Origin of the sequence: Streptomyces bluensis (assembly GCF_014650715.1) — a bacterium.
In the GTDB taxonomy this organism is placed as follows: Bacteria; Actinomycetota; Actinomycetes; order Streptomycetales; family Streptomycetaceae; genus Streptomyces; species Streptomyces bluensis.
Genome location: NZ_BMVM01000007.1, coordinates 343,279 through 362,368, shown reverse-complemented (window position 1 = coordinate 362,368; position 19,090 = coordinate 343,279). Strand labels below are relative to the sequence as shown.

The window sequence follows — 19,090 nt, the reverse complement described above, 5'->3', positions numbered from 1 at the left end:
CCACCGGCCCGACCCAGGGCCTCGACAAGACCCAATCCGTAAAAAGGGCGACGCCGGCAGGGACGAAATCGCGCCCGCACGGCCGTAGTACGCCGTCGACGCCGCAGGCCACGGCGGTGCACGGCAGGTTGGACCCGGCCTCTCATGCCTGGAGGCTTTCCCTCGCACCAGGCGGGGAACGGTCACTCGGCTAGGACGACGGGGCACACGGGGCCACCGTGTTCGAGGACGCTGGCGACCAGGTCGCCGAGGCCGATCGGGTAGACCGTCTCGGCCGTGGCGTGCAGCTCGGTGAGGGCCCACCAGCGTCGTTCGCGGATTTCGTCAGGTTGAGTGGCGCTCGCCGGGTCGACGTCGTCGGCGTTGACTCTGGCGAGGTAGTACCTCTCGACTTGACGGACGGGCTGTCCGCCGACGTGGTGGTGCTTACTGCGCTCGGCGAGCTGCGGGCCGAGTTCGACGTCTTCGATGCCAAGTTCCTCCCGCAGCTCGCGCAGGGCGGCGGTGGGGTAGTCCTCGCCCGGTTCCAGGGAGCCACCGGGGGTGGCCCAGAATCCTTGGTTCTCGTCGTAGCGGAGCAGCATCACTCGCTGCTCTTGGTCAAGGAGGATGACACGGGCGGCCTGGCGCAGGAGGGTGGTCACGCTGTCCAGTGTGGCAGTCAGGCGGCGTGTGCCACGGGCGCGCGGCCCTTCTGCCGCCCCTCGCACGAGACTGCTCGGCGAGGGCGTGCCGTCAATGGGGACGAGATGCTGCACTGGCTGCCCTCCCCTGGTTTGGGCGGGGGAGGCCCCGGCCTCTGTGCTGATCAGAGTTGTCCGCCGGGAGCAGTCCGGCCAGCAGCCGGAACGCGTCGACTTGGCCCACTCGGCGAGCACCTGCTCCTGCACAACGAGCAGGAAGCTGCCGCGCGCTGGTCGCGATCATCATGAAGGCACGGTGTCAAGCGGCCCTGACACTCCCGTGCGGGTGGGGCAGAGTCAGCCGGCCTGGAACGGCGAGCGTGTGAGGTGTTGGGCGAGGTAGCAGGCGGTGTAGTCGGCGAAGACGTGATACAGCAGGGGCGAGAACTCCTCCCGCGTCGTGCCGTGCACGGGCAGCACCGTATGGACGTGGCGGAACGCCGCGGTGTCATCTGTGGCGGTGACCGCGATGACACGTCGGCCGAGGCGGTGGGCCTGGCCGGTGAGGGCGGCGGCCCGAGGCAGGGAGCGGCCGGGCGGGGCGATGACGACGACGGGGGCGTCGATGGGGTAGGCGAAGCGTTCGACGTGGCTCCACTCCTCCAGGTCCTGCCCCGCCGCGTAGACGCCCGACGCTTCGATGATCTTGGCAGCGGCGAACAAGGCGGTGCCGTATCCGGGCCCGCTGCCGACAACGGTCACAACGGGAGCGTCGGCGATCTCCCCCGCCACCTGGCGGCAGCGGTCCCGGACCGCGCGGGCAGTGGCCTCGACCGTGTCGGCGAGCCCCGTCAATTCCTCGCGCAGCCGGTCCGTAGGACAGGCAGGGGTGCGGGTTTCGGCAAGGCGGAGGGCGGTAAGCAGCATGCCGAGCAGGCTGGCCTGGTAGGTGCGGATGCCAGGAGAGCGCTCCAGGTTCGGCAGGTCGACGATGAGGGCATGGTCGGCCACCTGGGTGACGGGGCTGTCCGGTGTGCCGGTGATCGCGACGGTGAGTGCTCCGTGCTTTGTGGCGTGCTCGATGGCCTCGACGACCGCCTTGGTCGTGCCGGAGGCGGACGTGGCGATGAGCAGCACCTGGCGGCCCGGACCGACGGGAGCGGCCGTGGGCAGCGGGCCGTAGTGCAGGAAACGGTGGGCGCTGACCGGTTCGCAGGGGATTCCAGCGAGGGTCTCGAAGGCCATCTCGGCAGCGCAGGAGGCGTGGTAGGAGTCGCCGTCTCCGGTCAGGAACACGTGATCGATCCGTGCCCAGTTGGAAGTCGGCAACAGAGCGTGGACGCGCTCGTCGAAGAGCGGTGTCCGCTCGCGCAGGTCGGCCGGCAGCTGTGCGACCTGCCGGATCATCACCTCGGGGTCGAGCGGTTCCACGCGTGCCTCCCTCTGCGGGCGTGCGGTCACGATTCCAGGGATCGGACGATGCCGACGTACGCCTTGACCTTCTCGACGTCAATGGTGCCGCCCCAGCCGCCGCTCTCCAGGCAGGTGCCGACGAACGCCCCCTCGGCGGCGGCCAGCAGCCGGGCGGCGTTGTCATGGTTGGTGTGGCCGGCCAGGATCACCGGGAGCCCGGGCACGGCCCGGCGTACGGCGGCGATCATCTCCAGTGTGGTGTCGTCGTCGGGATGGCACAGCGACACCGCGTCCGCGCCGACGTACTTCGCCGCCCGCGCGACCTCCGCGGTGGTCTTGTCGCCGCCGAACCAGCGGAAGTGCATGGAGTCCACCTCGGCGATCACCTTGACGCCCATGGCGCCGATCTTCTTCCGGTACTCCATGACGGCCAGTGGATCGGCTTGCACCAGGCCGTTGGCGCTGAGCGTCGCGCCGACCAGGGCCCCCGCGCGGATGTAGCTGCCACCGGCCACCTTCGCCACCGCTAACGACGCCCGCAGCGCGTTGCGCATCAGCTGCACACCGACCTGGAAGTCCTCCCCGGTCGCATCCGCGATCGCCCGCACGATCAGCGCCATCGCGGCTGTGCGCGCTGGGTCGGACTCGTCAGCGGTGGTGTAGACGCGGTCGACGGTCTGCACCAGGCACCCGTCCGCCCCGCCCTCATACAGCGCCCTGGCCGACTGAACGGCCGTATCGAGGATCTGTGACAGGCTTCCGTCCTGGTGGAAAGGCGTGCCCGGCAGGGGCTGCAAGTGGATCATGCCGAGCACCGCCTTGCGCTTGCCCAGCGTGGCGAACTCCCGCATCAGCCATCCCCTCAGCCTTTGCCCTTGGCCTGTGGCGAGCCGCAAGGGCGAACCCGGCGCCGATTCTCGTCCATGTGATCGCGAAAGGTGACCGGGAGGTCCTCCCCTTGGTGTGCTGCCGCCAATCCTGGCGGCGCCATTCCCTGTCCTGGCGCGTCTGGAACAAGCCAGATGATCACGATTTTGGGGCGCGAGCGTCCACGAAGGGACACTGAGTGTGATGACCTCTACGGGTACATCAGCGGCTGCCCCCGACGCCGCCAGGACATCCCGCATCACCCGCTTGCGCGGTACGTCCGGCACGACGACCGTGCCGTCCGGCTGCTGATGTTGTTCGAGGATGGCTGGCAGCAGTCGGCCGGTCGCCAAGCCCGACGCGTTCAGCGTGTGGACGTAGGCCGACTTGCCCTGGCGCGGCCGGTAGCGGATGTTGCCGCGCCGTGCCTGGTAGTCGCGTGCGTTCGACACCGAGCTGACCTCGACGTACGCGTCGATTCTGGGCAGCCACACCTCCACGTCGAAGGTCTTCGCCATGGCGGCACTGGTGTCCTGCGCCGCGAGTCGGGTGATCCGGTAGTGCAGGCCCAGCTCCGCCACCAGCTGTTCGGCCCGGGCCGAGAGGTCCTCGTGCGCGGCGTCCGAGTCGTCGGGCCGCGTGAACTGGAACAGCTCGACCTTGTCGAACTGGTGGCCCCGCAGCGTGCCGCGTTCCGCGGTGCGGTAGCCGCCGATCTCCTTGCGGTAGCAGGGGGAGCAGGCGAAGTATTTCCTCGGGAGCTCGGCCTCCGGCAGCGTTTCGTCCCGGTGCAGGTTGACCAGTGCCGTCTCCGAGGTTGGCAGCAGGAACCGCTGGGGTCCTTTGTCCCCCTGCTCGAGTACGAAGACGTCGTCGGCGAACTTCGGGAACTGACCGGCGGTGTAACCGGCCTCGTACGCCAGGATGTGCGGCGGCAGGAGCGCCGCAAGGCGCTCGGGCACGGCCGTCGCCTGTGCCCGCAAGCCGTCGATGTCTCCGCCGGCACGCTGCGCTCGGGGATCTCGGTCGAGATTTTCCTCCGCTCGGCACGCAGCTGTTCGCAGGCCGTCCGCTCCCGGCGGTACTCCTCGTCCAGGGCAAGGAATCCCTCAAGGTCCACCTGACGGCACGCTTGGCCAGAGCCTGTTGGCCGCGTTGGGGGTTCTCGCGGATGGCGGTGATGTCCAGCATCTCGGGGGCGCTCCGTTCGATCGGTCCGGCTCGAACGTGGACCCCTGGGAGCGTGGGCGAGAGGGGGCTCGCGGTGCCACCACGCTTCGCCGCCACCGGACGGTGGCGGCCTCGTTCGGGCCCGGTCACGGGGGCCAGCCGGCGAGGCATGGGGCCTTAGGGCCGTTCCTCCCCGTACTCGAGAGGGATTCACCCCGGGCGCGAGGCCGCCTTCCCAGCTACCGGCAGCTCTCTTGGCGCGCGTGATCCGTGGTTACTCGTCTCCGTCAGCGCGTTGCAGCGAGGGTAGGACGGCCGTTTCACGGTCGGCAAGGAATTATCCGCGTGTCGAGGGTCCTGCCACCAGCGCCCGGATTGTCGGGAGCTGGTGGCAGGACCCTCGAATCTCGGTGGCGGTGCGACAGAGCGTTGTCGCACCCTGACGGAATGCCGCACATCATCACTCCACGTCTGCGCTACAGCTCCACCGCCGTACGCCCAGGCTGGGACCAGCTTCCGCAGGGCATCCGCCAGCTGATCTCACGACGCCTGGGCGGCGCGGTGGATGCCGGGCCGAGTGCCGGGAGCGGATTCACCGGCGGCTTCGCCGCGGTGGTCCACAGCGCCGGTGGCAGTCAGTTCATCAAGGCCATCAACGGTGTGGAAAACGCTGTGATCGCGGATTGCTACCGGCGGGAGGCTTTAATCAACCAGGCCCTGCCCGTGGAGGTCACGGCACCACTCCTGCGGTGGGTCGAGGATGAGGATGAGTGGGTCGTCCTCGGCTTCGACGCCGTCGACGGCGGCCGCATGCCTGCCGAACCCTGGCAACCCAGCGAACTGGACGCCACCTTGAACGCCTACGCGGCGGCGGCCGAGGTGCTCTCCGCGCCCTCTGCGCAGCTGCTGCGTCTTGGCCTCAAGGCGGTGGGCGCCGAAGGTGACTTCACCGCTTGGCGCGATCTTCAGGCGGGCAGCACCAAGGCGGAACTCCTGCCGGCCTGGGTGCCCCTCCCGCGAACACGGCGGCTGGCAGAGCTGGAGAGCCAATGGCGGGGAGCCACGGCGGGCCATGCCGTCCTGCACCACGACCTGCGTCTGGACAACGTGCTGATCGACGCCGGCGGTGCCGCGTGGATCTGCGACTGGAACTGGCCCTGCCTCGGCGCGAGCTGGTTCGATCTGGTGCTGCTCCTGGCCACCGCATTCGCCGACGGCTACGACGCCACAGCCCTGTTCGCGGCACATCCCACGGCCCGCGGAGTCGCCGACGAACAGCTCGACTCGGCCCTCGCCGCACTCTCGGGTTTCTTCCTGGTCTCCGGGGCACAGCCCCCGGCGGACTGGTCCCCGCACATTCGCCGGCACCAGACATGGTGCGGCGAGGTCACCCTGCGATGGCTGGCCGATCGGCGTGGCTGGACGATCTAACCGTGACGACTGATCCGAGGTGCCCTCTGCCAGACCGAACTTTCACCTGGCCACGGACATGGTCAACAGCGCGGGAAACTAGCGTTCGAGCCGCAGCCGCCGGTGACGGCTTGAGGAAGATCATCCAAGCCTCCTTGGGTCAGCGGCCCGCCATGCCCGTGCCAGGGCTTCGGCCGAGGCGAACCGGCGGGCAGGATCGTCGGCGGTGGCCCGCTCGATGACCGCCAGTTGCGACGCAGAACCACGCCACTCCCGCTCTTCATCGCCCGCATCCAGCAGCAGCCGCAGCGCACGTCCCAGCACGTACACGGTCGTTCGGACACCGATGGTTGCCCCCTTGGCGAACTCCTCCGGCGCCATATAGCGCCGGGACCCTGGGAGCCGGTCGGTCTCCAGGACGAAGGGCCCCGGACGGTACTCGTCCAGGTCACACAGAAACATGCCACGGTTCCCGAAGTCGTACAGCATGCACCCGTCATAGAGGTCGACAGCGACAAGCCCGGCCCTCTCCACGGTCACGTGCGCGTCGAGTATCCGTTCCAGCGCCGTCAGGATGTCGGGGACGGGAAGGCGGCGGAAGCGGGCCATCGGGCTGCCCGGGGCGGCCCGGCCGCCCTTGCGCGAGGCGGTGGGGTGGTACAGGACCTCACCCTCCACCCACGGGTACACCAGGGCCAGGCCACCCCTGAGCGCGATGGAGTGCTCCAGGGGCACGATCGCCGGATGCCGGACCAAGGCATGGACATGCACAGCTCGGCGCAGGGAGGCGACCGCCTCCGAGGTGACCGCGCCCTTGACGAACCATCGCTTGCCGCCGACAGTGACCCCGTAGGACACGCAACCAGAGTCCTGCTCCCGGAAGGCACGGAAGACGGTGCCCACTTCGTGCAGGAAGGGTTCCAGGGTGTCGACGGAGCTGGCGTCCAGCAGGGGGTGCGAGTGCATGACGTCTGATCCTTCCAGCCCGGACGCCGCATTTCGACAGGGCGAGGCCGACCGAACCTGGTTGGCCGACACCACGCGCCGGCGTGGACGCTCCGCGCCGCTTCTTATGAGCGGAATTCGGCGAGCGGGTTGGTGACCGTCTGCCGCCAGCGCTCCCGGTGGCCGCTCGCGTGGAGCCGGTAGTACACCGTCTCGCGCCGCCTCTCGTCCGCCGTGCCGTCGTGGTTGCCGATGTTGTGGGCGAGCAGGTAGTGCAAGAACAGCACGCTGCCGGCGGGGCCGACCGCCTGCATCGGCTCGCCGAGCTCGATCTTCGGATACGGGCCCGGATTCATCTCCTCGACCCGTGCCAGAGCATCCGCACCGCGCTCGGCGAGGTACTGCCCGAATCGCAGATGTGTGCCCGGCCAGATCCACAGGTTCCCCCGGTGTGGCCGGTCATGGTCGGTGAGCCATACGCCGGCCAGCAGCGAGAAGGTGCCGGGGCGCCCGTCCGGTTCGCACGGCGTCAGGCCGTCGACGTGCGGGCCGCCCGGCCGGTGCGGCCAGGGCGGGATCGTCGTCGCCACCTGCGCGACATTCGGGTCTTGGACAGCGAGATCCGAACGCAGCAGCTGGGCGGCGAGCTCCCCGATCCCGGTCTCCCGGTAGAAGTCGAGCAGCGGATGGCCCTCCGCATCAAAGCGGGGCCACAGGAAATACGGTCCGACGTGATCGTCGGCGAAGGGGCGCCGCTCCAGCAGCGCAGTGACGGTCTTGCGTCCTGCGGTGATCTGCTCGTCGCTGAGCACGCCGGGAATCACCACGAACCCGTTTCGGCGGAACGCGGTCCGCGCCTCGCTGGTGATCGTCGTCGCCATACCGTTCAGTGCAGCAGGCAGCCTCTTTCCTCAGCAACCAAATTATCTTCGCCACCCGTTGACGCTCCCGCGGGAGCACTTATGTCTGCGTGGTCCTGACGGGTGGTGCTGACCTGCTCTGTCTCGGCATGGCGTTGGCAGGTCAGCTTCCGCCCCTGCGCGCCGTCAGGCTGTTAAGGAGGGCGTCGACGGCCTTTTCGTAGAGTGCCTGGTTGGCGTGTTTCATGGCCTGCGGCCTGCCGCGGAGTCGGATGTGGCCGTCGTCCTGGGCGATGCTTTGTAGCCGGCTGCGGTCACCATCCACGGGCGGGCGTTGTGGCGCGAGAGTTGACCGATCTTGCGCCAGGCGCAGGTGATGTTGGCGTTCGTGAAGTGTTCGAAGGCGGCGTTGCCTGGATCGAGCTGTCCTCGTCACGGACGACGAAGCTGCTGCAGCGACGAATGGGACACCATCCCGGCTGGTACGGCAGGGTGCGCGCCTACACCGGCGCGGCGTGAGACTCCGTACGAGGCGGCTGTTGAGTGTAGTTATCCACAACGCCCGCGTTATCCACAGAGATCAACAGCGTGTGTCGGTGCTGTGCTTGCCTATCGGCATGACAGTAAGTCCGCAACACCTCCGCAACAGCGATCCGCTGTCCGCCGCCGCCCCTGGGCGCTCCGCTGAATACATGAAACCGGAGACCGACACGACCACCACGCCGCCCCAGTTCGAACTCCACTTTGGAGGGCTGCACTTGGTCATACAACGGATACCTGCATGGCTCGTCACTCTTGTCACTACAGCCACGGGAGCCGGGGCAGCGTGGTGGACGAGCCGCTAAACGCGCAGGTCAGACCGATAATTGAGCGTCAGTCACAACAGGCCGCCGATCGGTGCACCACTGGCCGATCCACATCACCGCTCCTGCCCTGGTCACAAGGCGTCTACCTGACGTTTTCGCCGGATGCGCCACGACTCAGCGGGAAGACGCTGCGCTGCTCGGCCATGGGTCCTGCCCACTGAACTGGCGTCGTACGACATCCATCCCTCGATTCCGCGGCAGATCGCCCACTACCTGGACAGGGTGCCGTTCGTTTCCGTACTGCTACGCCTAGGCAAGCCAGGCTTCGACCTACCTCGGCCTGGCCGAGCAGCCCACCGTCGCCGGAGGCGTCAACGAAACCGGTGTGCCAGCGGGCGTGGACTGACCGCCATCGGCCAGTGTCGGCAGCGGCGCATCGGTGACTTCGGCCGCCTGGGCGTGGAAAGCGGCTATCGCCGTCGGCCACGACAAGCCCAGATCCCGGGCGGCTTGTATCACGGTGGCCCCGAACGTCGTTCGTGCACCGCCCGGTCGGCCGCCTCGCGTAGCCGCACCGTAATTCGGGCGCGGGCCGGTATCTGCGGCACCTGTTCGGTGATGAGAAGATCGAGGCGGTGTGACACCGCGATTCACAGGGAGGGCGGGGGAGTGGCCAAGGATTCCGCGTTGCGGGGCTATCTGCTGGAGGAGTCACTGGCCTGGCTGCTGCGCTTCAGCGGGTACCGCCTGCTGGTTCATGAAGATCAGGATCCGGTGGAGCTGGTGTCGACCGGCGATACGCTGCGGGTACGTGGGAGGGGAGCCCTCCATCAGGTTGATGTGCTGGGAGAGTTTGCCTTCACCCCGGCGTTCTCGATGCCGGTCCGCCTCTTCCTTGAGGCCAAGTTCTACCAGACGCCTTGCGGACTGGAGATTGTCCGCAACGGTCATGGCGTGCTGCACGACGTGAACGAGAATTTCATGACGCACGCCGGCACGAGGCCGAGGCAGCGCTATCAGTATTCGTACGCCCTGTTCTCCGCGAACGGCTTCACGTCGGAAGCGCAGAAGTACGCACTGGCGCATCAGATTTCGCTCGTCGACCTTTCTGGGGCGTCCTTCGCGTGGTTGATCGGGATCATCGGGAGCACGGCATGGTCCCTGTTTCAAGCACAGAAGCAGTACTGGCCCGACGGCCAGCCCTTTCCGCTGTCGTGGCTGCGCGCGGAGCTGCGGAAGGCGTTGGAGACGTCTCCGGTGAACCTGCTGCCTTCGGTGTCTCTGGGCGAGGGCAAGTTCAAGCAGGCCGCCGAAGCGGCGATCGCGCAGTTCGTCGCGGCGCTCCAGCAGCACAGCGATGCGGAACTCCTGCTCGGGTTCCCGTCGGCTCCGTTCATCCTTCCCCTTGCCGCTGATGACCACAAAGGATTCCTGGCCTATGCGGAGACGATGCCGGACCATGCGGTGCGGATCAGGCGGCGGGGGCATGGAGCGGCGGCGGAGTGGACCGTTTCGCCGGTGGCCGCCGAGGGGGCATACGAGCTGGCATTCAAGCTCCCGGAGCATGTGGAGCGGTGGATCAGCGGTATCGCGGAGAAGGAGCGGCGGCGCACCCTGGAGGTCAAGGAGCAGTTCCTGTCGGCGATCACGATTTACCGGATGAACGGCAGTGGGGTGCGCGCCTACCAGCTGCGATACGAGGCGAGTTCTCTGTCGCGCGCCTGATCATGACATGCGGCGGCGTGCCGGCCTGGCCCTGACCTGGTGCGGTTCCCTGTAAACGACCACCGAGTACCCGTGGGTGACTTCGGACGCCTGGCCTCGCTTCTTGCCGCGCCTCAACTGGACCTCGCCGTAGGCAGAATGGGGCCATGGACGCTGGACTCACCGCGCTGCTCGGCGCCGCCGTAGGCTCACTTGCCACCCTCGGCTTCGCGATGGTCACCGGACGCGCGGCGGCGCGCTCGCAGTTCGGCCAGTGGCGCTGGCAACACCGCCGGGACGCCTACGCGAACTACCTGGGCGCGGTGTACGACCGCGACATCGCCCTGGACGCCGTGCGCGACGCGCTGCGGGCGGACCGGCCGGACCTGCGGGACGTCGACGAGAAGATGGAGCGCTTCGCAGCCCAGGTCCGTGGCGTCCACCGGGCCGCCGAGTTCGTCATCCTCGAGGGTCCGCCTTCCGTGGTGGAGGCGCTTCTACGGTGTGGTCCACGCGGCCGACGACCTCGCCGAGGTCATGCGACGGATGGTGCATGATGCCCACGCGGAAGACACCTCCCGCAAGGCCGCGGACGCCGCGCTCGCCGCCGAGCGGGAGCACCTCTGTACCAGGCGGTGAAGGGCTTTCGAGCGGCGGCGTCTGACGTCCTCGGCGACAGCCGGATACGCGTCTTCTAGTCGCGCTCCTGGGCGCACCGGCGGTTCGCCAGGGGGAGGCCGTTCAGCGCTGTTACGTGCGGCGCCGCTCGGCGCGGGCTGACCAGTGGAGTCGAGGGTCGAACGTCCACTCATCGCGTCGCGGCGCCGTAGAGGCCCTTGGCGGGGTGGGGGTCCGAGTAGGAACGGCCCAGGAAACCGGTGTTGCTGTCCCCCGTCTCCGCCCTGCTCGACCTGATCCGGCGTGGCCAGTGTCCGGCACATCGGGGCCGGTAGGGCAAGGGGTCTGCGCCGGGAGGCATAAGGAGGCATAGCGAGGCAGGGGGAGGCAGCCGCGCCGCGCTTCCCCGGCCGTCGTCGGCGCGTGACGATTTCGGCGCACGCCCACCACGGTCCGGGCGGTCAGCGCCCGGACCATGACCTTCGAGGAGAGACATGCCCGAGATGACGTTCGGTCACGTGGCGGACGACACCACGGTCCGTACGCGTCTGCTGCAGACCGGCACCTGCAACCTCGCGCCGATGCCGGAGGCCGGCCAGGAGACGCCCGCCGCGCCGACGGCCGCGGGGTCCGCCGCCTGACGAGACCACACGAGCACGACCACCAAGGTCCCGGGGTGCGAGCGCCGCACCCCGGGATCGTCGCGAGAAGGGGAGGAAGCCATGACGAGCACCGCGTTCCGGCGTCACCCGTCGCTGCTGACGGTGGTTGAGGAGGTGAGCGGGCAGCGGCGGATCACCGTCTCGGTCCACGACGGGAAACCTCCGCTGCTGGTCGACGACGTACGCCTGTTGGCCGCGCTGAGCACGCTGCCACCGGGCGGCTTCACCCAGGCCGAAGCCCTCAAGGCGTGGGCAGATGCCGGGCTGGGGGGACGTCCAGGCACCGCTGTGGACCGACTGCACCAAGGAGACCGGGCTGATCGTCACCCGCGCAGGCAGCGGCCCGCACCGGCACGACGCCTATCACCAGGCCACCCGTTCCTACCCGTTCTTGGACATGGGCCAGGCCAAGGCGTTCGACACCGACAACGCCCTGATGCGCCAGTACACGGCCACGGACGCGTACCCCTCGGTCTACACCGACCTGCCGCGCAGCCAGCGGTGGCCGCTGGCCAAGGCGCAGACAGTGGCCGACCCCTCGGAGGAGGACGGGTACCGGCTGCCGGACCAGCTGGCGCTCCTGCTCGACGGCACCCTCGGGGAACGGCGACGCCTCGACGCCGACGACACCGGCACGTACCTCCAGGTCGAACTGATCTTCAAGGCCGTGCCGCCCGGCGGGGCCCGGCACCCGACCGAGGCCCTGCTGTGGCTACGGGCCGAGGGCATGCCGCAGGGCCTGTACCACTACAACGTCCGCGCCAACGCCCTCGACCTGCTCCAGAACCAGCCGGACGCGGCCGAACTCTCCGCCGCCTGCCCGGCCCTGCCCGAACTGACCGGCGGCACCGGGCCCGTGGCGGTGGTGATGCTGGCCAGCGCCGTCGAGCGGCCGATGTGGCGCTACCGCGACGCCCGCTCCGCCCGTGCCGTGCTGATCGACGCAGGGCACGTCGTGCAGCACCTGGCCGAGCTCGGCGCGTGGCTGGGCTGGGCCAGGAGTGAACTGCCCGGCTTCGACGCCCGCGCCCTGGCCGGCCATACGGGTCTGGATCCCGACGTGATGCCCGTACTGGCGATGGGAGTGCTGAGCCGATGACCGACACGACTCTGCAGAGCGTGCCGCAGGTCCTGCTCGACCCGTTCACCGGCGGGCCGGTGCTGACCCGGACGGAGGCCGCCTGTCTCGCCGCAGCCCTGACGCCGTCCACCCGGCCCGAGTTGGAGGAGGCCGGGTTCACCGAGGATCTGGTTGACGGGATGCTCAAGCGGGGCCTGCTCGCCCCGGCCCCGGCGGATGCCGCCCTGTGGCACCGGCACGGCAGGGGCCGCCCGCAGGCACTGCTGCACGCTGCCGACGCCCACCGTGCCACCCGTGTGGCCGAACTGCCCGCCCGTCCCGGGGTGCTCTGCTGCGCGCGTGGCCCCATCTGCGGCTGTACGTCGCCGTCCAGGACGTCGAGGGGATCGAACGCGGCGTGCACGCCTACCACGCGGGCGCCCTGGACCTGCGCACCGCCGGGCTGCACGACACCCGTCTGAGGGACTGCGCCCACCAGTACTGGGTGCTCGGCACCGGGGCCGTGCTGTTCTTCACAGTGGACTGGCACGCTTTCGAACACGCCCACGGCCAGGGCCCGGACGCCTGCACCGCGGTGCTCACCGAGTGCGGGCGCATGGCCCACACGGCGGTGCTCGCCGCTGGCCGGACGGGAGCGGGAACGTGGATGACCCCCGCCATCGACGAGCAGGTCGCCGCGGAGCTGTGCGGGCTGGACACCGAGCTGGAGGAGGCGTTGTACATGCTGAAGATCGGCATGCCGAGGAACACGGAGGACACGCAGTGAAGGCCAACACCCGCCGGGACAACAAGCTGGCGTTCGACAAGGTCGCCGACGTCTACGACACCGCCCGCCCCGGCATCCCCCACCACCTGGTCACCTCCCTCGTCCACGTCACCGCGCTCGCCCCCGGCGACCAAGTGCTCGAAGTCGGCGCCGGATCCGGACAGCTCACCCTGCCGCTGCGCGCCGCCGGCGTCGAGGTCACCGCCCTGGAACCCGGGGAACGGCTGCGCTCCCTGCTCGCCAAGCACACCGCGGACGATCCCGGCGTCACCGTGACCGGCGGCTTCTTCGAGGACTACACCGCCCCCAACGGCTCGTTCGCCGCCGTCGTCTCCGCCAACGCCTGGCAGTGGATCGACCCGGCCGTCTCCTACGGCCACGCCGCCGACCTGCTCACCGAGGGCGGGCGCCTGGCGCTGATCTGGAACTTCCCGATCGTCGCCGACCCCTCCCTGCAGCAGGCGCTGAACGAGGTACTCGCGCACGACCACCCCGACGCCGTCCGCGACCCCGCAACCCACCTCAGCGGCATCGAGGCCCGCGCCGCCGAGGGCCGCGCCGAACTCGCCGCCTCCGGCCGGTTCGATACACCGTGGTGGCAGGTCAGCCACGACACCCTCCGCCTGGCCCCGGACGCCCACTACGAGCTGCTGCTGTCCTACGCCAACGCCGCCGTGCTCGACGAGTCCGCCCGCGCCGACCTGTTCGAGCGGGTCAAGGCGGTCCTGGCCGAACACGGCGCCGAGCTGGTGGAGATGGACAACGTCCTGTACGCCTGCGTCGCCCGGCTCAAGGGGCAGAGGTGACCGCCACCGCCACGGCGTTACGCCGCGACGGCTACGCCGTCCTGCCCGGCCTCATCGACCCCACCCTGCTCGGCGACTTCGCCACCCAGCTCGACGCCCGCCTTCAGCCGCTCGGCCCCGGCGACCCGCTGGCCCGGCTGCGGGCCGGCCAGCCCGGCATCCAGCAGCTGCGCGCCGCCGGGTACGACAGCAAGGCCCAGCACCGGCTCACCCACTACCCGGCGCTCGCCACGCTGATGGCCGACCTCCTCAGCGGCGAGGTGTGGGCCCAGCCCCGCCGGTTCCTGCGCCTGGCCGCGCCCGGTCCCGGCCCGTGGGCCACCGAACCGCACCAGGACTATCGCTACGTCCAAGGCGCGATCGACACTCTCACCGCCTGGGTCCCCCTGCACGAACTGGAGGCCCCTGCCGCTGTCGGCCAGCGACGTGGTGGTCTTCCACTCGCTCACCGTCCACTCCACTCTCCCGCCGACCGGCCCCGCCGGGCGCATTTCCCTTGATGTCCGCTACCAGCGCACGGACGCGCCCCTCGCCGCCACCGCCCTGCTCGCCCCCTACGAGTGCGAGCACCCGGACGACCCTGGCCACTGGGCTCGCGACCCCCAGCTGCGCCTGCCCGACCCCCTTGCGCTGGTGCCCACCGCCCCGCACCGCGACGTCACCAACCCCGACCGCGCCACCTCCCGCTTCCTGGAGGCGTCATGACCGAGCTCCGGTCGTTCTTCGACTCCACACCCCTGCTCGACTCCCCGGCCGCCCTGCTCTCCCGGCTGCGCGCCGAGGGCTACCTCTACCTGCGCGGGGTCCTGCCCGTCGCGGACGTCGCCGCCGTACGCCGTCACGTCCTGGCCGTCGCCGACCAGGCCGGGTGGCTGCTGCCCGCCGACGCCGGCGAACCTGCCCCGCAGGCCGATCCGCACGCGGCGGTGTGGGATCCGGCCCCTGCCTACCGGAGTGTGCACCGCCGGATGTGGGCCCACCGCGAGGTGCACGCGCTCATGCATCACCCGCGCCTGCTCGCCCTGCTGACCACCCTGACCGGCCATGCCGATCTGCTCGTCCACCCGCGCAAGGTCCTGCGCGCCGTGCACCCCCGCCCCGTCCCCGGGCCCGCCGAGACCGGCTGGCATCAGGACTGGCCCGAGATCCAGGGTTCCGAGCAGACCCTGACGGTGTGGACTCCGCTCGCCCCGGCAGGCCCCGGGACCGGCGCCCTCGCGATCCTCCCAGCCTCCCACCGCGACGGCATCCTGCCGCTCAGGCTGGCCTCCACCGCCATCGGCTGGGAGGCCAACGTTCACCCCCAGCACGCCCACAGCGGTGCCGTGGCCCCCGGTGACGTCCTCATCTTCACCGCGCACACCGTCCACCGCGGCACCCCCAACACCGGCCGCCACCTGCGTCTGTCGCTCGATGTGCGCTACCAGCCCGCCAGCGCACCGATCTACGAAACATGCCTGGAACTGCGCGACGAGCCCTACGGATGGGACGCCCAATGGCCCGCCCGCGAGGGCGACCCGCTCGCCTACTACTGGAAACGCCACACCCACCTGAACGTCATCCCCTACGACCCCCGCTTCGACCTCTGGCGTGAACGCACAGCGCTCGCCGCCGGAGAGCGCCAGGGCCCGGGCGCCCGCCGCGCCCTGCAGATCACCGCCGCCTACAGCTCCCCGCCGGCCGCGACGCGCGCCGCCGCTCTCCTGCGCGGACTGCCCGCAACACGTACCGGCAGCTGACATCAGATCGGCGTTACCCGGTGGCTACGACGGCGAAGGCCCCGGACCGTCGGCGTTCTCAGCAGTCAGTCGCGTGTGTCTTCGGGCGATCCGCACAGCAGTGTCTGCAGATCGATCACGCGCTCGGCCATTTCCCGAATGTGGTGGTGGGTGTCTCCGGGCTCGACGAGGTGCACGTCGCTGTCGCCGAGGCGCCGGGAGTCGTCGGCCATGGAGTCACGCCAGATCTCCATCAGCTTGATCATCGACTGCATGATCCCGCGCATGGGGGCGGCCACCGTGCGCCCGGTGTGCCCGTCCATCTCGGCCATGTGCGCCTCGGTCCATCGCATGCGCTCGATCACCATGTTGGCGTCGATCAGCACGGACATCTCCGGCGCCGAGGGCACTTGGACACTTCGGCCTGGGCGGACGAGACGAGCATGTAGTACTCCTCGACCCGCAGCGGGGTCGTGCCCAGCGCGGCGGCGCTGGACACGTACGCCTGTGTCCACGCGTTCAGGATGCCGAGGAGGACGGCCTGGCGGCGGTCCTCGGTCATCTTGTCGAGGCCGATCGCCTCGTGGTCGAGGGGGATCTGCATCAGCGCGATGGCTTGGATCAGTTCGTCGGACGTGGGCAGTCCGTCGCGGACGGGCGCGGTGGTGCTGTCGGTCACGGCAGCACCGTAGTGCCTCGACGCGCTGCGTGGCGGAAGGAACAGCGCCGCGCCGACCGCACCGCCCAGGCCGCCGCCGACGCCGAACACTCCCGCCACCAGGGCGAGAAGGACGAGCGGATCACCCGCACCGTCACCCATCCCCTTCGGGTGTGGGACCCAAGTAGTGCAGGTGCGTCACGTCTTCCGTACCGGGGTGCTGAGCGTGCGGGCCCTTTCGCCGAGCGCCTGAGCGATCTTGTTTCCTCGGTGCTGCTGGACTGAGCGCCTCAGGGTGGCGAAGTGGTCGTCACAGCGCGCTGAACTGACATGCGGGTAGTCGTCGAGGAACGCGCCCCATGTTGCGCACGCCGCTTCGAGGTGGCCGTACTCGAACTGTCGCTCAGCGAGGAGGGCTGTCGAGCGGGCCCGTGCCCGCCTCTCGGTTTGGGGCCGGTACCTGTTCGACTCCTCCATTGCGGCGATTGAGCCGCCGAGGTCGCCGAGCTCATACCGGACGTGGCTGGTGTGGTAGTGGAGTGCGGCCGGGTGGTATCCGGCGACGGTCCCGGTGCGTGACGTCGCCTTTTCGAGTGCCGTTTCTGCTTCTTTGAGCTGTCGTTTGGCCGCGTTGCGGTCGCCGACGGCCGCCGAGGCGTGTGCCTGTTGGCCGACCAGGAAGGCCCTCATGCGGGGGCCGGCCGCCGGGGCTGCGGCTGCGGCGGAATCGGCGTACTGGAGCGCGATCCTTCCGTGGCCGAGGCCGACGGCCTGCACGCTCATGCCGCGCAGGGCGGTGCAGTAGGTGAGGTGGTCCCCGGCTTGCCCGGCGAGGCGTAGGGCGAGTTGGTAGTACTGCTGGGCGAGGCCGTTCTGATTGGCGTCCATGGCCATCCAGCCCGTGAGGTAGGCGAGGTCTGCGGCGGCCGAGAACATGGCCTTCTGTGTCTTCTCGGAGGCGTTGCACTTGAGGAAGTCGGCCACGGTGTTACCGAGGAAGGCGGAGGCGAGGGGGCGGACGACCCTGCCGCCGAACTCGTCGTCGAGGCTGGACAGTTGGGCGGACATGGCGGTGACGGTGGCTACGTCGTTTGCGCCGATCCGCGTTCCGGGGGTGGTTTTGACGTGCCGGGCGCGGTCGACGACGTCCGGCCATTCGGGGACGGCGAGGGTGACCGAGTAGAGCCCGACGGCACCGAGCACCGTCCGGCGGGAGGGGTCCATATCTACGCTCCACAGGTCGATGAGGGCGGCCACGGTGTCGGGCGCCTCGGGCGTGGGGGCGTCGGCTCCGAATCCGGCGGCTGAGCTGGTGATGGTCCGGCCCAGCCGCCTGCTTAAGCATTCGAGGATCGCCGCCTGTGCCGGTGGCCTGGGGACGGTGCCGCGCAGCCAGTGCCATACCGCCGTGGCGTCATACCGGAGGCCAAGCCGCATCTCAGTTCCCACGGCGTTGACCGCGCGGGCGAACTTCGCGTTCATCCAGCCGGTTTCACTGATGAGGCACAAGAGAGCGATGTTCCGTACGTGGTCGGGCATGACGTCCCTTCCCCCGGAAATTCAAGGATTTCAACCCTAGCCCTGGGGCGGGCCCTGGAAGCCTGTTGCGCCCGGTTGTTGACTCCCCGTGAGCCGCCCGCAGTGCCGGGAACCATGGCGCCGGGCGGTGTCCGCAGACCGCCGAGACCCGGAGAGGGATCATGGACACGAGCGCACTCGCGGACCGGCTTCCGGCCCGCACCGCGTGGGAGGAGACGGGCACGGTCGTACTGCCCGATGTGCTGCCGCCGGACCGGTGGAAGGCGCTGGAGGAGGAGGCGACGGAGCGGCTCGACCTGGTCACGCCGCACGTGCACGACCACACCGCCGCCCACCGCGACGGCAGTTTCGCCACCCCGGTTCACTGCGGTTTCATCCCGCCGGGCCCCGTGCTCGAACAGCTCGCGTACGACAAGGAGCTGTTGAAGGCACTGCGGGAGGCAACCGGGATTCCGCGGTTGATCCCGCGCGGAGGGGCCGTCGTGCTCTACCGGCAGGGCGACTTTCAGGGGCTCCACACCGACTCGTCGAAGAGCACGGTCACGGTCGGTATCGCGCTGACACCGGACCTGCCGCCGATGGGGTGGGCGCCGCACCTGCGCCACCCGGACGGCCGCCAACTTGCGGACGTCGTCGCCGAGTTCGGCATCTTCCCTGAGGGGGAGCCGTTCACGACGCTGGAGCACCCCTACAACGACGGCAGCGTGCGGGCGTTCGCCGGATATCACTTCGCGCACTGGCGGCCCCGGCTCACGGTGGCGGCCGGTCTGCTGGTGACGATGTCGTTCATGGACCTGTGATGAGCGCCGGGACGCTGCGTCAGACGTGGCTTGCGGAGGGCCGCGCGGACGTGCCGGCCGATGCGGTCGAGGCGGGCCTGTGGGAGGAGCTCGCCGAGGAGGCCGAGCGGCTGGAGCCGTTCGCGGTCGTGCGGCACAACCAGCGGCCCGGACTACTGGCGATGCGGGACGGGTCGATCACGTCCCCGCAGCGCTGCACAGTCCATCCCGGCGGCGCCGCACTGCGTGCCCTGGCCCAGTCCAAGGCCCTGGCGGACGTGGCGGCCGAGGCGACTGGCGCCCCGACCATGACGGCGATCCGCTTCGGCTTCAAGTACTACCAGCCCACCGACTACATGCACGTTCACCGTGACGACGGGAAGTTCGAGATCACGTTCAGCGCCGCCCTGACGTCCGGCCTGGGCGCGATGGGGTGGCTGCCGAACCTGCGATGGCTGACGACTGCGGAAGTCGTCGGCCGGCTCGCAGAGACGCCGTACCCGGACGGCGACGCCTTCCCCATCCAGTACCGGGCCCTGACCGGGTTCGACGGGTCCCGGATTCCCCATTGGCGTGCCCCGCTCGACAGTGAGTCGCGCGAGGTACTGGTAACCGTCTGCTTCACCGATCTGTCGGTGTAGCAGCAACCCGCTACGAGTTCCGAG

General features: G+C 69.6%; 22 protein-coding genes. 14 read left to right on the top strand and 8 right to left on the bottom strand.

Annotated elements, in window-relative coordinates; all coding sequences use genetic code 11:
- Nucleotides 1–182 precede the first annotated feature (182 nt).
- The 3 genes from IE262_RS20240 to IE262_RS39535 form a co-directional block, all read right to left on the bottom strand.
- Complete coding sequence (locus tag IE262_RS20240; protein WP_229877349.1) at nt 183–644, bottom strand: NUDIX hydrolase; 462 nt, start codon at nt 642–644, stop codon at nt 183–185.
- 336 nt (nt 645–980) lie between these two features.
- Entirely contained in the window at nt 981–2,054 is a 1,074-nt protein-coding gene (locus tag IE262_RS20235) for an SIS domain-containing protein (protein ID WP_189875351.1), read from the bottom strand.
- 26 nt (nt 2,055–2,080) lie between these two features.
- Entirely contained in the window at nt 2,081–3,865 is a 1,785-nt protein-coding gene (locus tag IE262_RS39535; protein WP_229877348.1) for a BtpA/SgcQ family protein, read from the bottom strand.
- A gap of 655 nt (nt 3,866–4,520) precedes the next feature.
- Between IE262_RS39535 and IE262_RS20220 the strand changes: the two genes are divergently transcribed.
- The gene (locus IE262_RS20220) at nt 4,521–5,504 is read left to right on the top strand and encodes a phosphotransferase family protein (protein WP_189875349.1); all 984 of its coding nucleotides are present in this window, start codon (nt 4,521–4,523) and stop codon (nt 5,502–5,504) included.
- Nucleotides 5,505–5,624: 120 nt separating this feature from the next.
- Here IE262_RS20220 and IE262_RS20215 read toward each other — a convergent pair whose 3' ends face one another.
- Both IE262_RS20215 and IE262_RS20210 read right to left on the bottom strand, forming a co-directional pair.
- A complete protein-coding gene (locus tag IE262_RS20215) occupies nt 5,625–6,449 on the bottom strand; it encodes a protein kinase family protein (protein WP_189875347.1) in 825 nt (274 codons plus the stop codon).
- Between the two features lie 104 nt (nt 6,450–6,553).
- On the bottom strand, nt 6,554–7,309 hold the full coding sequence (locus IE262_RS20210) for a phytanoyl-CoA dioxygenase family protein (protein ID WP_189875345.1): 756 nt from the start codon (nt 7,307–7,309) through the stop codon (nt 6,554–6,556).
- A 327-nt stretch (nt 7,310–7,636) separates the two neighbouring features.
- Between IE262_RS20210 and IE262_RS20205 the strand changes: the two genes are divergently transcribed.
- From IE262_RS20205 to IE262_RS20155, 11 genes are all read left to right on the top strand, one after another.
- Entirely contained in the window at nt 7,637–7,807 is a 171-nt protein-coding gene (locus IE262_RS20205; protein ID WP_189875343.1) for a hypothetical protein, read from the top strand.
- A 956-nt stretch (nt 7,808–8,763) separates the two neighbouring features.
- Entirely contained in the window at nt 8,764–9,819 is a 1,056-nt protein-coding gene (locus IE262_RS20200) for a PDDEXK family nuclease (RefSeq protein ID WP_189875341.1), read from the top strand.
- A gap of 146 nt (nt 9,820–9,965) precedes the next feature.
- Nucleotides 9,966–10,355 (top strand): hypothetical protein, encoded by a 390-nt coding sequence (locus IE262_RS20195; protein ID WP_229877347.1) that lies wholly within the window; start codon nt 9,966–9,968, stop codon nt 10,353–10,355.
- Between the two features lie 555 nt (nt 10,356–10,910).
- Nucleotides 10,911–11,057, top strand: a complete 147-nt coding sequence (locus IE262_RS20190) for a hypothetical protein (protein WP_189875339.1) — start codon at nt 10,911–10,913, stop codon at nt 11,055–11,057.
- A 277-nt stretch (nt 11,058–11,334) separates the two neighbouring features.
- Nucleotides 11,335–12,177, top strand: coding sequence for a nitroreductase family protein (locus IE262_RS20185; RefSeq protein ID WP_189875337.1), 843 nt, complete (start codon nt 11,335–11,337; stop codon nt 12,175–12,177).
- Nucleotides 12,174–12,620 carry a hypothetical protein gene (locus IE262_RS20180; RefSeq protein WP_189875334.1) on the top strand — a complete coding sequence of 149 codons (447 nt, stop codon included), beginning with the start codon at nt 12,174–12,176 and terminating at the stop codon, nt 12,618–12,620. The genes IE262_RS20185 and IE262_RS20180 overlap by 4 nt, the downstream gene beginning before the upstream one ends.
- A complete protein-coding gene (locus tag IE262_RS20175) occupies nt 12,557–12,925 on the top strand; it encodes a hypothetical protein (protein ID WP_189875332.1) in 369 nt (122 codons plus the stop codon). The genes IE262_RS20180 and IE262_RS20175 overlap by 64 nt, the downstream gene beginning before the upstream one ends.
- On the top strand, nt 12,922–13,731 hold the full coding sequence (locus tag IE262_RS20170) for a class I SAM-dependent methyltransferase (RefSeq protein ID WP_189875330.1): 810 nt from the start codon (nt 12,922–12,924) through the stop codon (nt 13,729–13,731). The genes IE262_RS20175 and IE262_RS20170 overlap by 4 nt, the downstream gene beginning before the upstream one ends.
- Complete coding sequence (locus IE262_RS20165; RefSeq protein ID WP_189875328.1) at nt 13,728–14,231, top strand: phytanoyl-CoA dioxygenase family protein; 504 nt, start codon at nt 13,728–13,730, stop codon at nt 14,229–14,231. The genes IE262_RS20170 and IE262_RS20165 overlap by 4 nt, the downstream gene beginning before the upstream one ends.
- The gene (locus IE262_RS20160; RefSeq protein ID WP_189875326.1) at nt 14,158–14,436 is read left to right on the top strand and encodes a hypothetical protein; all 279 of its coding nucleotides are present in this window, start codon (nt 14,158–14,160) and stop codon (nt 14,434–14,436) included. The genes IE262_RS20165 and IE262_RS20160 overlap by 74 nt, the downstream gene beginning before the upstream one ends.
- Nucleotides 14,433–15,470: a phytanoyl-CoA dioxygenase family protein gene (locus IE262_RS20155; protein WP_189875324.1), complete on the top strand. Its 1,038-nt coding sequence runs from the start codon at nt 14,433–14,435 to the stop codon at nt 15,468–15,470. The genes IE262_RS20160 and IE262_RS20155 overlap by 4 nt, the downstream gene beginning before the upstream one ends.
- Nucleotides 15,471–15,535: 65 nt before the next feature.
- Here IE262_RS20155 and IE262_RS20150 read toward each other — a convergent pair whose 3' ends face one another.
- Genes IE262_RS20150 through IE262_RS20140 form a run of 3 tightly spaced genes read right to left on the bottom strand, consistent with a single transcriptional unit; the run spans nt 15,536 to nt 17,646 of the window.
- The gene (locus IE262_RS20150; protein WP_189875322.1) at nt 15,536–15,835 is read right to left on the bottom strand and encodes a hypothetical protein; all 300 of its coding nucleotides are present in this window, start codon (nt 15,833–15,835) and stop codon (nt 15,536–15,538) included.
- Nucleotides 15,829–16,269, bottom strand: a complete 441-nt coding sequence (locus IE262_RS20145) for a hypothetical protein (RefSeq protein WP_189875320.1) — start codon at nt 16,267–16,269, stop codon at nt 15,829–15,831. Before IE262_RS20145 ends, IE262_RS20150 begins: the two co-directional genes overlap by 7 nt.
- A 36-nt stretch (nt 16,270–16,305) precedes the next feature.
- Nucleotides 16,306–17,646, bottom strand: a complete 1,341-nt coding sequence (locus IE262_RS20140; protein WP_189875318.1) for a tetratricopeptide repeat protein — start codon at nt 17,644–17,646, stop codon at nt 16,306–16,308.
- A gap of 161 nt (nt 17,647–17,807) precedes the next feature.
- On the opposite strand from IE262_RS20140, the gene IE262_RS20135 reads away from it, so the two are divergent.
- Both IE262_RS20135 and IE262_RS20130 read left to right on the top strand, forming a co-directional pair.
- Nucleotides 17,808–18,446 carry a hypothetical protein gene (locus IE262_RS20135; RefSeq protein WP_189875316.1) on the top strand — a complete coding sequence of 213 codons (639 nt, stop codon included), beginning with the start codon at nt 17,808–17,810 and terminating at the stop codon, nt 18,444–18,446.
- Nucleotides 18,446–19,066: a hypothetical protein gene (locus IE262_RS20130; protein ID WP_189875314.1), complete on the top strand. Its 621-nt coding sequence runs from the start codon at nt 18,446–18,448 to the stop codon at nt 19,064–19,066. The genes IE262_RS20135 and IE262_RS20130 overlap by 1 nt, the downstream gene beginning before the upstream one ends.
- Nucleotides 19,067–19,090: the final 24 nt, after the last annotated feature.

Excerpts from the sequence above, each read along its gene's own strand:
- IE262_RS20220 (WP_189875349.1), top strand. The coding sequence starts at position 4,521 with ATGCCGCACATCATCACTCCACGTCTGCGCTACAGCTCCACCGCCGTA.
- IE262_RS20215 (WP_189875347.1), bottom strand. The coding sequence starts at position 6,449 with ATGCACTCGCACCCCCTGCTGGACGCCAGCTCCGTCGACACCCTGGAA.
- IE262_RS20210 (WP_189875345.1), bottom strand. The coding sequence starts at position 7,309 with ATGGCGACGACGATCACCAGCGAGGCGCGGACCGCGTTCCGCCGAAAC.
- IE262_RS20195 (WP_229877347.1), top strand. The coding sequence starts at position 9,966 with ATGGACGCTGGACTCACCGCGCTGCTCGGCGCCGCCGTAGGCTCACTT.
- IE262_RS20190 (WP_189875339.1), top strand. The coding sequence starts at position 10,911 with ATGCCCGAGATGACGTTCGGTCACGTGGCGGACGACACCACGGTCCGT.
- IE262_RS20185 (WP_189875337.1), top strand. The coding sequence starts at position 11,335 with ATGCCGGGCTGGGGGGACGTCCAGGCACCGCTGTGGACCGACTGCACC.
- IE262_RS20180 (WP_189875334.1), top strand. The coding sequence starts at position 12,174 with ATGACCGACACGACTCTGCAGAGCGTGCCGCAGGTCCTGCTCGACCCG.
- IE262_RS20155 (WP_189875324.1), top strand. The coding sequence starts at position 14,433 with ATGACCGAGCTCCGGTCGTTCTTCGACTCCACACCCCTGCTCGACTCC.
- IE262_RS20145 (WP_189875320.1), bottom strand. The coding sequence starts at position 16,269 with ATGGGTGACGGTGCGGGTGATCCGCTCGTCCTTCTCGCCCTGGTGGCG.
- IE262_RS20140 (WP_189875318.1), bottom strand. The coding sequence starts at position 17,646 with ATGCCCGACCACGTACGGAACATCGCTCTCTTGTGCCTCATCAGTGAA.
- IE262_RS20135 (WP_189875316.1), top strand. The coding sequence starts at position 17,808 with ATGGACACGAGCGCACTCGCGGACCGGCTTCCGGCCCGCACCGCGTGG.
- IE262_RS20130 (WP_189875314.1), top strand. The coding sequence starts at position 18,446 with ATGAGCGCCGGGACGCTGCGTCAGACGTGGCTTGCGGAGGGCCGCGCG.